This window comes from Fructobacillus americanaquae (assembly GCF_024029775.1).
Taxonomy (GTDB): domain Bacteria; phylum Bacillota; class Bacilli; order Lactobacillales; family Lactobacillaceae; genus Fructobacillus; species Fructobacillus americanaquae.
Window position 1 is genome coordinate 136,441 of the sequence record NZ_CP097122.1, and the last position, 14,383, is coordinate 150,823.

Below are 14,383 nucleotides of genomic sequence, written 5' to 3' on the forward strand. Positions count from 1 at the left end.
ATTATTAAACATAAAAACCACGGGGATAAAATCTCCGTGGTACGCCTCTCACTTATTTTATTACCCGACGTTTTTCATTCATTAATTCAAACCAGAAAATAATTGATGAAAGTAAGAGAGGTAATTCAAAACTTGAATTGTTAGTACGCCCCGTTTCTGGCAAAACCAGAAAGCGTTGACGACTTAACCAAGAATGCCAGACTCGACTATCTTGATATAAAGTTTGCATTGTTTGCACAATGTTTTGCTGCTGTCTAATAATTTCGTCTGCCGACTTACTTTCCTTAATCAAAGCATGCTGAGCTTGTAGCCAACGATCCATCCTGGTTAATATGGATTGTTTATCTTGTTCAGTCAGATTTACATCAGCTTGAATTTCTCGACGAAGCAAAGACTCTTTATCTAAAATCCAGTGCCAACTTTGATGCTGTTGATCATTTAACGAACGACCGATTTGGTGAACATTATTAACCTTAATTTGAGCCGACTGAACAAAGTTCACTACATCTTGAGCTAAATTCAAATCAGATACTTTCTGTAGTTCATACTTCAAAAGAAAGTTTAACTCTTCAACCTGCCGATCTTTTTCCCCCTGATTCAAAGTGGAATCGTTATTAATTACTAATGTTTGGGATTGAACTAGGTCCAATAAGAGATTCTTAGCCGACTTAATCCGATCTGATAGCGATAGTATAGCCGACCGGTGCCCCTGCAAGATATCCGTTTTTAGAGTTGGCATTTCCTGAATATCACTCAACTCATCAGCGTTTTTACAGTAAGCTATTTGATCAGCCGTTTTCGCTACTGCCTGACTCACCGAATTAACTTGTTGTTCCTTTTCCGCATCAGTCAGACTAGAATCAGATTGGATATCAGCAATTACTTGATTGGATCGTTCAAAAATCAACTGTTCAGCCTCATTCTTTTGGTCCGAGAGAGCCAAAACATCTTGAAAATTGGTAGCGTCTCGGATTCCCTCTAACAGTATCAATGCGTTTTGAACATCCGTTACCCCGTCACTATTCAATGCCTGGTCAATTCCTTGATCTACTCTCTTTTGATTTTGGATAATTAACTGAATTCGACTCTCCTTTTGGTTTTGACGAAGGTCAACACTCTTTTTCAAAAGCTTAATAGCTTTTTTAGCAAAATCACCTAGAATATGTTTAATAATTTCTTTTTGCTGGGACAATGGAACCACATTTGAAAAATCTGTTTGTCGGTCTATTTCGTAGCTAAGTGTAAAATTAGTGGTAACTGAAGATAAAGAATCACTATTTTTAACCCAATTAACTCTAGATTCAGCGGTTATCAAAGCATTTTTCAAAATATTAACTCGTTCGCTTTTTTCAAATCGACTCAAATTAACATTTGCCTCAACTTTTCTAATTGCTTCATTTACTTGTTGTGCAAAGCTAGCTTGAACCACTTGCTTCTGTTGATCCAACGATATAATACCAGAAAAATCAGTCATCTCATTAACTATCGTTTGAAACTGTGATGTTTCCACCGCATGATTCAGGTCTTCACGATTTTTTGCATCAGATAATGACTGATCATATTGGCCTTGAGCTTGCCGAATAAGCCGAATCCGTCGATTTTTTTCATCACTTCGCAGGTTAACATTATTTTCAACCTGAGCTATCGCTTGATCAACCAAACGACTAAGTTCAGCCTGATAACCACTCTGCACAATTTGGTAAGCAGTAATCTGACTGAAATCAGTTTGACTGCTGATTTCTGAAACAACTTTAGGTGTGACTACTGCAAGCTGATCGTTTAAGTCGTCACTGTTATTAACTTTCTTAATCACATTTACAGCTGACTTTAAAGTAACATCAATTGCTTGGCACCTCTCATCTCGCTGCTTTTCTGTTAAATCTGGATTTCGGTCTATTTGCTCTTTTGCAGCTTCAACTTGTTCACTTAGAGCACTAATAGCAGTCTGCTTTTGATCTGATAAAGAAGGGACCTTACTAAAATCGGTTTGTGATTGAATCACAGCATCAAATTCAGTACTATGGCTAACCGCATTTACCTGATCACTATTACTAGACTGGATTACGCTCTGTTGTGCATTCAACAAAGCTTGGTTAATCTTATTAATTCGATTTTGTTGATCATTTGTAGTCAAAGCTGAATTATTTTGGATATCTTGACTTGCTTTTTTAACTATCTCAGCTAAACTATTTTTCACTTGATCTTGTTGATCAGTCAAACTAGGAATACCACTGAAATCAGTTTGCAGACTAAGGATTTGTTCGAGTGCTGGGTTAGCCGTCACCGCAATAACAGAATCACTATCCTTAGCAGCAGATAGCCGTTGATGGAACGCTTTTTGTGCTAACAAAATTGCTTGTTCTCGCTGCGTCTTATCTGCCTGTGTTAATTTATCCTCCTGATCAATCATTTGAAGAGCTGATGTAACTTGCTGGTCTATTGCTTGGCTAGAAATCAGCTTTTGATCGGCCAATGCTTTAACACCAGTGAAATCAGTGCCCATGCCAATCGCCTTCATCAAAATTGGATTACTAGTTGCTTGACTTACTTGATCACTATTTTTAGCAGTAGTAATCAAGCTATCCAAATTTTTCTGAGCCTGAATAATCATCTGTATTCGGCTATCCCGACTGGCCTGTTCTAGATCCACATTATTTTGAATTATTTTAATTGCGTCCTGACTTCGAATATTAAATTCGTCTTTAGCATCCTTCTTTTGCTGATCAAGACTTAATATCCCGTTCAAACTCAGTACTCTATCTAAGACAACTTTCATACGAGCATCTTCCGCAATTCTCGTTTTCTGCAAACCATCACTATCTGTAGCATTCGATAATTCTTGATTAATCTGATTTTGCAAATTTCGCAAATCATCAATTCGCTGATTCTGATCCTCCTTTTTTAATGCCTCATAGGACACAATCTTATCAATTGCAATTTGAACCTGATCTGTAAACTTTTGCTGAACCAGAGTTCGCTGTTCCGACAGGGTTTTTACTTTGCTGATGTCAGTAGAAACTAATACTGCATTTAAGACAGCCTGCTTACTATTCGAACCGATTAACAAAAGATCATCACGATTACTAGTTGTGGATATCTGAGATGTAACCCGATCCACTACTTTTTGCAACGTGGTCAATCGCTCATCCTTTTCCACACCACCTATATTTACATAACCAATAATAACTTTTCGAGCCGAATCTGTTACTTTGTAAATTTGATCTAAATAATCCTTTTTCTGCTCATCCAAAGTGGGAATAGACGTTATATCCGTTTCAGATGTAATAGTTTTCTTTAAGGCATTTATATCAGCTTCCTGATGAGCCGATTCGCTATCTTGACTTGCTAACACTTTTGCTTTGAGTTTATCTGCTTGCTCTTGAATAACAGATAAACGAGCCGCCTGATCAGCTTGGGTAAGAACTACTGCATGAGAAAGATTCTGACTAGCTTCGTTAACTAAATTTTGAATATCTTGATTTAATTTTACTTTCTGATCAGCTAGCGATAAAACATTAGAAAAATCAGTAGATGACTTTAAGTCAACTGCCATTTGGCTCTTTGCTTGGTCAAAAATATCATCTAGATCATCACTGTTTGCAGCTGTCTGAATTTGTGAGTGCGCTTTATTTTTTGCTTCTTGAACTAACTTTATCCGACTATTCTTTTCGCTGCTCTGAAGATCGTGATTATCTTCAATTGTATTTACAGCAACTTGAACTAAATTAGATAACTGCTGAATATATGCTTGTTCTTGAACACTTAAAGAAGTAACTTGATCAAAATTAGTTTCTTCCTTAATAACCTCTGGCAAAGATATATCGTTCACACCTTGTTGCACCTGATCACTATTCATTGCACTTTGAATCAAATCTTCAGCCTGTTTTTTTGCATTAATAATGAATCCAATTCGTGCGTCTTTTTCTCTCTGTTTCAAATCAACATTATTCTGAATCTTATTCACCGCAACTTTAACTAATTGGTTAACACTATCAACTGCCATCTTCTTTTGAATAATTAACGACTGAATACCATCAAAATTTTGTTCTAATTGGATTAAAGAAGTTAACGTTTGATTTTCTTTAATAGTTTTTAATGCATCACTATCTTGAGCTCCTTGAAGTTTCTGAACTAATTCATCCAAGGACGTTTGAATTACCTGATTTCGCTGATTTTTCTGTTCTTTTGTTAAATTAACATTAGACAGAATAACTTTTGTAGCTGCCAAAACCATTTCTTTAAAATCGTGAATAACAGCTTCCTTTTGATGAGCCAAATCCGTTACTTGTTTAAAATCAGAAGCCACTTTTAAAGCTTGATTAAAGATTAAACTATCTTGTGCTGATTGAACATCACCTAACGTTACAGCTTGATCAACAGACTTAATTGTTTGGTCAAGTGCTTGGTTAAATGCTTGTAACCGATCCGCTTTTTCATTTTGATTAAGATCAATATTTTGTCGAATTTTTTCAATAACCTGATCAGCCTGTAGATTCAAGACTCGACGAGCAATTCCCTTAACGACATGTAAATTGGTCAAAGTATTAATTGCATTTTGTTGAATTTGTAAAACTTCTTGAGCATCATGAGCATTGTTGATTAGGTCAATAGACGCTTTAGAAAACGAGTCAACTGCATTATTTTGGTCTGCCTTATTAGTTTCAGACAAAGCTTGATCAGTTGCAATACTATTATTTTTAGCACTTGATTGATTTACCTGAATTGCCTGAATTGCTTGATTTTTACGATCAGCTAAGGTAGTTATCCCTTGACCATTCGTTCCACTAGTAATGGCATTAGTTAAGGATTGTTCCTGCACAGCTGCACTAATGTCATCACTCGAATTAGCGAGATTAACATTAGCGACTGCTCGATCCAATGCGGTATTAATTTTACCTATCCGAATGTCCTTTTCAGACTGAGTCATATCCACATTAGAGTTAATTTGATCAACAGCCACTTGAGCAACTGCTTGCAAAGAAGCATTAGCTTTAATTCTTTGCTGTTCAAGTGTCAAAATATTAGTCAAATCTTTTTCTTTATTTATGATATTTAGTAATGTCGGATCATCTTTAGCCGCCGTAATAGCATCACTATTAGCAGCTTTGCTAACAGCTAATCTTGCATTATTATAAACTTGAGTAATTGTTTCTACCCGTTCATTTTTTTGAACTTGACTTAACGATGGCTCGCGATTTATATCGCCGATTGCTTCAGTTACAACTTGATTTAACTGTTTGGAGACTAACTCTTTTTGTTGACTTAGGGAGACCACACTAGAGAAATCAAGAGCTTTATTAATTTCCATTGTTAATTCGTCACTATTGGCCCGTTTATTTGCATCATCCAGGGTAGTCGAACTATCGACATTCTGTTGGACAATTTGCAGTATCTGGTTAATCTCATCAACCCGATCACTTTGCTCTTGTTCCGTTAAGTCAACGTTACCCTTAATAATTGAAATGGCCTTTTGGGCTTGTCGATCTAGTGTATCCCGACTATTTTTTTTCTGTTGGCCAAGTGTATTAAAAGTTATTTGTGCAATTTTAAGTTGATCAACTACTGTTTGTGCTTGTTTAGCATTTTTAAGATTATTCACAAACTGATTAGATGCTTGAATCAAAGCCTGTTCTTGTAAGTTCTGGCTAACTTTATTCAAAGTCTCATCGTGTTGCACTAGTTGTTGTGCTTGATTTACAAATTGACCTACAGCTACTACAGCTTCTGTAATCCGCTCTGGTAAGAGAGTAACATCAGCTAATGAATAGGCAGCATTAATAGTTGTCTGTAACGCTACATCATTTTTTGCTGCCAAAACTCCATCACTGTTAGTAGCTTGTGTAATATTGACCTTCGCTCGGTCAAGAGCTACTAATAGGTGGTTTATCCGACCAATCTTATCTCCTTGAGTGAAGTTAACATTTTGGTCAACCCAATCAATTACGGTTTGAACTTGTTGATCTAAATCATTTTGGGCTTCGTTAATTTGATCCGACAAATTTTGGACTCCTGAAAAGTCAATTGCAATAGAAAGAACTTTTTGGAATCCCATGCTTAGCAGGGCATCATTTACTTGATCACTATTAGTTGCCTGAATAATGGCTGACTTTATCTGGCCATATACCTTCGTAATAGAATCGATGCGGTTATTCTTTTGAGTTTGAGATAAGTTAATGTTTTCATTAATCTTTGTTAAAGCATCTGTTACCTGCTGGTTCAAATCTTTCGTCGCATCATTTTGCTGATCGCTCAAAGACTTCACACCCGTAAAATCGGTTTGATGACTAATTACAGCCGACAATTTATCATTTTCCTGTACATGTGCTACTTGGTCCAAGTCAATTGCCTGATCAACTTGTTCCAAAGCGCGAGCAAGAGCCTCGTTAATTGCATTCATTCGGTTATTCTGTTCATTCGAAGAAAGATCAGAGTTAGTCTTAATCGTTTGATTAGCAATCTGAGCAAGATTTGTTAAAGACTGACGTGCATTTTGTTTCGTAGATGAAAGACCGGCCAAAATTGCTATTTCACGATTTTCCGTGTCAACAACTTCTTGAGCATTTTGAGCTGCTTGAACAGCTGTTTGAGCAGTAACTGTAGCTTCGACAACTGATTGCTTTTGTTGATTCTTTGAACTTTCTGACAAGGTTTCATCATTGTCAACAGCTGCTTGAGCAACTTCTTGAGCTTTCTCAATCGCTTTTGCAGCAACCAATTTACGCTGCTCAACAGACAAAATAGCCGGATTAGTAGCCATAGTCAATGCAGTCTGCAAGTCTTGACTCGATAAAACAGTAGTTAGGTCATCATTGTTATTAGCCGAATTAATCGCTGCCAATGCGGTATTCTGAGCCGAAGTTAACTGATTAAAACGAGCCAATTTTTCATCATTAGTCAAATCTAGATTATTATCAACTTTATCAATCGCAGCGTGAATCTTATCGTTGATTATAGTGACATATTGACTTTTCTGATCAGCCAATGATGTAATACCATCTTGGCTCAATCCTCGAGTAACGGCTCTGACCAATCCGTTATCTTCTTCAGCTCTGGCTACAGCATCACTGTCTGTAGCATTTTCAATCCGCTGCTTGACCTGTTCTAGGGATAAAGTCATGTCATTAATCCGAGTCTGCTGTTCCTTACTAGACAAACTGACATATCCCTCAATTTGGCTAATAGCATTTTTGACCCATTGGCTTAATTTATTTTCGGCAGCAACTTTTTGTTGATCTAATGGCGTGACTGTCTTAAAGTTTGTATTGTCCTCTATCGTTTGGATCAATGTTGAATCGTTAATAACAGCTACTACCGCATCACTGTTAAGAGCTAGTTGAATTTGTTGATCAACCGCTTGCTGCGCCGCAATGATTTTGTTTTTTCGATTATCTTTTTCAGAACGACTAAGATCATGATTATCCTCAATCATTCCTAAAGCTGAAACTACTTGGCCATCGATAGTTCTTTGTCCATCAATCTTTTGCTTAGCCAGTGGTACTACCTGGGAAAAATCGGTAGCTTGCTTATATGAATCATAATAAACCTTGGATTGACTAGCTATTTTAACCGCATCACTATTAGTAGATTGGTCTATTAAAGCATCTAATTGACTTAGTGCCTGAGACAACACGGTCACTCTACTTTGTTGAGCATCCTTGGTTAAATCAGTATTTCCCAAAATCTGACCAATTGCTTGATCAACGTCTTGCTTGAAGCTCTTCTTAGCATCCTCTTTTTGGGTAGATAGTGATTTAATCGATTGAAAATTTGTCTGTGCGTTAAGATTAGTCAAAAAATCAGCATTATCGGCTACGACACTTTTAATAGTGGTTAGATCAGTGGCTTGATCAATCACCGCGTTCGCTTTCATCAATGCCATTTGAATGGAACCGATACGGACTGCTTGCTCAACTCCTGATAAGTCCACATTATTTTGAATCGTCTGAATGGCTGACTGACTTTTCTGATAAATAGCTTCCCTAATAACCTTTTTCTGATTATTAACTTGACTAATTTTGTTCAAAGCAGCGCTAAGATCATTCACAACCATTTGAGCCGTGGAATCATTAGTAATTTGATCAGTAAAGACCTTTGCAATATTTTGTAGAGCTGTTTTTTGATCTTGTTTACTAGTAGTATCTAAATCGGCATTTGGCTCAATATCTTGCTGAAAAAGAGAATTGACCAAGTCATTAATTTGTTGAACAGCTTTGATCTGACGATCTGATAAAGATTGAACCCCATCATTACCCTGAGCAGTCGCTAAAATATTAGAAAAAGTTTTATCTGCTTGAGCCGAGCTAACTCCGTCACTATTAATAGCCTGATCAATATTCGTGTCAGCACGGTCTAAGGCTGCAACTACCCTAGCCATGCGTATATTTTGGTCCAATTGAGTCAAGTTAACGTTTTTCAAAATGTTAGCAATCGTCTCTTTGGCTAGCTTACTTAAACTATTTTGAGCTTGGGTCTTTTGTCCAGCTAAGGGAATTACCCCGTCAAAACTCGTAACCGTATTAATCACCTCTAACAAGTTAGAGGTAGATTGAGCATTAATAATGCTATCACTGTTAGTAGCCGCATTAACCAGATTCTTTACTTGAGTATAAGCTGCGACGATTTGAGCAATACGATTCGTCTTATCATTTTGTGATAAATCAACATTATCATTAATTATCTTAACGGCATCGGAAACCTTTTTATTCAACTCAATAGTCGCTGATCTTTGTTGGTCAGCCAAGGTAACAACACCTTGAAAATCTGTTGCCTGATTCAAGGCTTTTTGATAATCCGAATCACTTGGGGCAACAATTATAGCGGCCACATCTGTCTCTTTATCAATCCTAGTATTCAAGCGCCCTAAAGCTTGATTAATCATATCAATTCGGCTAGCTTTCTCTTGCCTATTCAAATTCACATTATTGTTTATTTGATTTTCAGCTTGATTAGCAGCATCAGCTGTTGATTGGCGAGCTGTAAACTTTTGACTATGAATATTTTGAAGAGTTATTACGCCATTATTTTGCGCATCTAAAATTGCCTGAGCACTTTGTGCCTGAGAAACTTGATTTTCGGCTGAACTACTTATTGAGTCAACTGCTTGTCCTTGATCAAGTTGACTAACAGTATCTAAAGTATAATCACTAGCAATATCTTGATCTTTAGCTGACTTTTGAGCTGATTGTATAATTTTTATCGCACTTTTTTGTTGATCAACTAAACTAGGTACCCCTTGAATACTTTCACCATCTTGTATAGCTTTTGACAATATTTGATCGTTAGCCACACTATCAACGCCATCACTATTAACTGCCTGAGAAATATTTGCAATCGCCCGATCACGAGCAATTGCAATTTTATTTATACGCTCATCCTGCTCAAATGTTGTTAAAAGTTGATTAGTCCGAATTTGATTGATTGCTTTATCAGTTAGAGAATTTAAATTAGATACTGCAATATTTATTTGATCAGCAAGGCTGAGTATTTGACTTAAATCCGTCTGATCATTGATAACTTGATTAAGGGATACTGAATGAACTGCTTGTGCCAAATCATCGCTATTTTCAGTTGATGAAATTGTTAATTGCGCTGCATTATATGCTGCCGTTATCTTTGCTGCACGTTCATCTTTTTGATTTTGTCGAAGATTTGTTGCTGATGAAATTAAATTTAATGCCTTTGTTACTCGATCATTAAATATATTCATGACTGCCGCTTGTTGTCCAGCCAATGGGACTACACCAGCAAAATTTGTCTGAGAAGCAATTACATCATGAACATTCTGATTGTTTTGAGCTTCTAAAACCGCGTCCAAAGAACTAGCCTGATCAATTAGATTCGTTGAAACTGCTAATTGGTCAGTAATGATCTTAATACGGCTAACTTTTTGATCATGAGTTAAGTCAACATTATTTTGAATGTCTTGAATGCCTATCTCGGTTTCCTGAATCAATGCCTGTCGTGCTGTAGACTTAGCCTCATGCATTTTATTCAAAATAGATACTCCCTCATTTTGAGCATCGATAACGCCCTGGGCATCATTGGCTAGTTTAATCTGATCTCTTGCCATCTGAGATGCTCGATCAATTGCCTCATTTTGAGTCATTTTTTCGTCATCTGACAACTCCTTATCAGTAGAAATATCTTGACTCTTAGCCTGATTTTGAGTCGAATCAATTATTGAATAAGCCTGTACTTTTTGATCAGACAAAGGGATTATACCTGATTCACTTTTACCAGCTGCTACAACGTCTTGCAAAATTTGGTCCTGACTAGCATTAGTAATTCCATCACTATCAACTGCATCATCAATATTCCCTTGAACTCTCTGTAAAGCATTTTGAATATTAGTTATCCGCTGTTCTTTTTGTGACCGGTTCAAGTTCACATTATTTTTAATCCAATCTAAAATTGGCTGAATCATTTGTGATAGATTGTCACTAGCCTTCTTTTTTTGCTGATCTAAGTTAAGAATCTCATCGAAGTTAGTCGCAGTTGAAATTGTAGCGGTCAATGAAGGCGATATTACAGCAGTATCAACTTGATCACGATTAATAGCCGAATTGATTACATCTTTCACTTGATTATAAGATGCGTTAATTGCAGTTACTCTTTTAGTTTTCTCGGTCGATAACAGGGCTTTATTAGACATGACCTGATTAACGGCTGTTTTTACTATAGTATCCAAGTTATTGACTGCTATTACTTTTTGCTGGTCCAATGGCACAACGTCATGAAAATCAGTTTGTTTTCTAATAACTTGGTTGAGACTATCACTAGTTTCATTCGCTTGAGCATTAGCCACTGTGTTAGCCTGATCAACGTTCGATAGAGCTACCTTTAAAACGCTCAGAATCTCATTAACACGGTCTTGTTGTTCGCTATATTTTAAGGAAGTGTTTGCTTTAATTTCACCGATAGCTTGTTCCGCTTTCTGATGGAGCTGCTGCCGAGACATTGCCATCTGGTCATGCAAATTAGAGATTTCATTTAAGTCAACATTCTGCCAATCTTCAAGATCCTGCGCTTTTTTACTATCATTTATATGAACTTTTGCTCGTTGAACTGCTTCATCTATCGCATTCCTTTGATCAGTTTTTTCAACATCAGTTAAACTATCGTCGGCGTCAATAGCCTCCTTAGCTAGTGCTTGATTTCGACTTAAATTAGACAGTGCATTTTGTTGCTGGATTGACAAAGAAGACACCTTGCTAAAATCTTGGCTTTTAATTAACGCAGCATCAAAATCAGAACTATTCTTATTTTGGTTAACACTGTCAGCATTTCGTGACTGATCAATCGCACCTTGCACCTTGTCTAATACTTGATTCAAAATAATAATCCGGCTCTTTTTTTGATCATCAGTCAAATCGTTATTTGAATTAATTACCTTAATAACATCAGCAACTTGATTAGCTACTTTTGTTTTAGCACGGTCCTTTTGTGTTGCCAAAGGTTGAATGTTCGTTGGATTTATACCATTTTTAACTGCATCATTAAAATCCTGACTAGCTCTTTCTTGGTTTACACCATCCGCATTATCAGCCTGATCAACAGCTTGCTTAGCCTTTTGTTCTGCTGACTGAATGGCTGAAACGAAACTAGATTTTTGGTCGCTAGTTAAATCATTATTCTCCTCTATAGACTGAATGGCAGCTTGAGCTGCCTTATCATAATCTTGTTTAGCATCTTCTTTTTGTGATGTTAAAGGAATCACATCATCTGATAAAAGGGCCTTATTGATGGCTCGTGTTAACTGATCATTTGCCTTAACCTTTTGAAGATCATCAGCATTTGTAGCAGCTTGTATAGCTTGATCAAACGATTCTTGAGCCACAGTAATCAATTGAATACGTTCAGTCTTCTGACTAGTCGTCAAGTCATGGTTACTCTGGATAGCAGAAATGGCATCATTAACCTCTTTGCCAAAGCTGTCTTGCACTTCTTTTTGTTGATCTGCTAACAAAGGTACACTACTAAAATCACTTTGACTATCAAAAATTTGTTGTACTTTTTTTCCTGAATCTGAAGCTTCTCTAAAATCAGTCGCAGTTGCTGAACTGTCAATTAACTTCAATAACGAATCTAAAGCTGTTGTAATGTAATCAGTTCTCTGTTTTTTCTGTTCAACGGTTAAATTGATATTACTATTAATATTATTAATTGCAACTTGAGACTTTTGTTTTAAATATTGCCGAAATCCTGATTTTTGAGCATGCAAATTTTTAACAAATCCTATAGAAAACGAAAGATTCATAGCAACATTATCAGCCGTCGTTTGATTTGACAACGCTTTATTTTGATTAGCTACAACCAAATCAATAGCATGTTTTTGAATATCTTTCTCAGTCGAAGACAACGTGTCATCATTATCAACATCTGTCTTGGCGTCATTAGCGGCTTGAGCAATAAGTGCTTGAGCATCAGCAATCCTAGTAGCCACTGGAGTGGCTGTTGCTAAATTACTATTAATATTATAAGAAGATATAAAATTATTATCAGAAGTTGCAGCATTAATCAAATCAGCACTATTTGCAGCATTAACCATGTTACTTAGCAAATTTAACGATGTATTCAAGGCGCCTATGCGAGTCTTCTTTTCATTTGTCGTTAAATTAATACTAGCATTAATATTACCAATGGCCTGGTTTATTATCGCTCTCCAGTGGTTAATTGTATTGGCCTGCTGTTGACTTATTGGTAGGACATTTTGGAAGTTAATACTATTACTAATGGTACTTGCTAGATTGGCATTATTTTGGCTAGCAAGAATATTTACTTGAGACTGATCCTGATCGATATGATCTTTTGTCTGACGCTGCTGATCTATAATAGACGTAATTCGGTTCTGTTGATCAGTAGCAGTCAAAGCCAAATTTGCTTTAATCAATGTCAACGCTGTGTTCACTCTTTGATCCACAGCATCTCGAGCTACCTTTTTTTGAGCATATAATCCTTTCAAAGTATCTATTGCCGCCATTCTGGCATCAGCAGCAACCTGAGCATTTTGAGCATTATTTAGGCTAGATTCGGCCATGCTGGCAAGATTATCAATAGCAACCTTCTGTGATTGTTTTTCAGACGCTGTCAGATTATCATCAGCATCCACTTGTCTCCTGGCGTTGATTCGCTCTGTCTCAACATCACTAACTGCACTAAACTTTTGTTCCTCCAAACTAGGAAAAGTCGTAAAATCAAGTGCTTTCACAATTGTTGACGGTAAAGTTGTTTGATTAACAACATTATTTATCCCATCAGCATTAATAGCTCCATTAACATTTTCTTGCAATTTAGTAAAGCTATCATTAATCAATTTTAGTCGACGCTGTTTTTCAGCACTAGTGAGTTGACTACTGTTTTGAATCGCTTGAATAGCGGAGCTCACACTACTTTGAAAATTATTAATCGCGTTATTTTGCTGGGTAGTTAATGGTATACCTGTTTGATATTGACTATTTAACTGTCCTGTATAATACTTTTCAGAAGCGGAAACAGCACTAGCATTATCTTTTGAATTCAAATCGCTAAGAGCTGTCTGAAGAGTATTATTAACATTATTAACCTGGTTTTCTTGCTGAACCGAGGTTAAACTAGAATCATTTTGGATTTGGGCAATTAAACTTGAAGCCAAACTTGTCAAATTGCTAGTCGAAGTGTTCTTCTGAGCTTGGGAATCAGATTTTGACAGTTCAGCCTGGGAAATTTCAAATTGCAGAACGCTTTGGGTCCGGAATTGAACTAACTCTGGTGTATAAAAAACATAATAACCAGAGCCGCCTACCCGCTTACTATTATCAGATGTATAACGAAGTTGCAACATCATATTGTCGCCATTTTGTCCCACAGGAATTACATTATTATTAATGCTAATTGGCTTAGTAGTTTGATCTTTTCCCGGACGCAAATCTTTAGCAACTAGAACGCCTTTTTTTTGAACTTCACCTATTTGATCATAATAATAATCATAATAGTCAGCAGCCCCCATAATTTTTAACTGTGTTGGGGTTAAAGAAGGATTTAATTGAAAAGTTTGCTGCTGCCTATATTGATCTTTGGTTATAGCATAAATCTCTACAGAATTTCGAGCTCCATGAGTTGTCACTGTAAAGGTTGTGACTCCAGGAACATAAGCAGCAATATAATGATCATTATATTTACGGATATAAGCATTATTAACCTGAAAATCAATATTTTCATTTGGATCCTTAATGTCTTGGGCCACTCCCGTTACTAACGGCAAATTTGCGTATTGACCGATAACAGCATCTTCCGGAGTAGCAAAATTAGTTATACTTTGTAACATAGACTCAGTAATAGAAGTCGTGCCTGATAAGAAATCTGCCGAAGCTTTGAAAGATCCCAAATTTAGAAAAGATGTAGACGA

The 14,383-nt window shown here is 36.5% G+C and carries 1 protein-coding gene; it reads right to left on the bottom strand.

The genetic code is table 11. From position 1 onward, the window contains the following. Positions 1–52: 52 nt before the first annotated feature. Positions 53–14,302 carry a DUF1542 domain-containing protein gene (locus M3M36_RS00710; protein ID WP_252773971.1) on the bottom strand — a complete coding sequence of 4,750 codons (14,250 nt, stop codon included), beginning with the start codon at positions 14,300–14,302 and terminating at the stop codon, positions 53–55. Between the last annotated feature and the right edge of the window lie 81 nt (positions 14,303–14,383).

Excerpts from the sequence above, each read along its gene's own strand:
- M3M36_RS00710 (WP_252773971.1), bottom strand. The coding sequence starts at position 14,302 with ATGTTACAAAGTATAACTAATTTTGCTACTCCGGAAGATGCTGTTATC.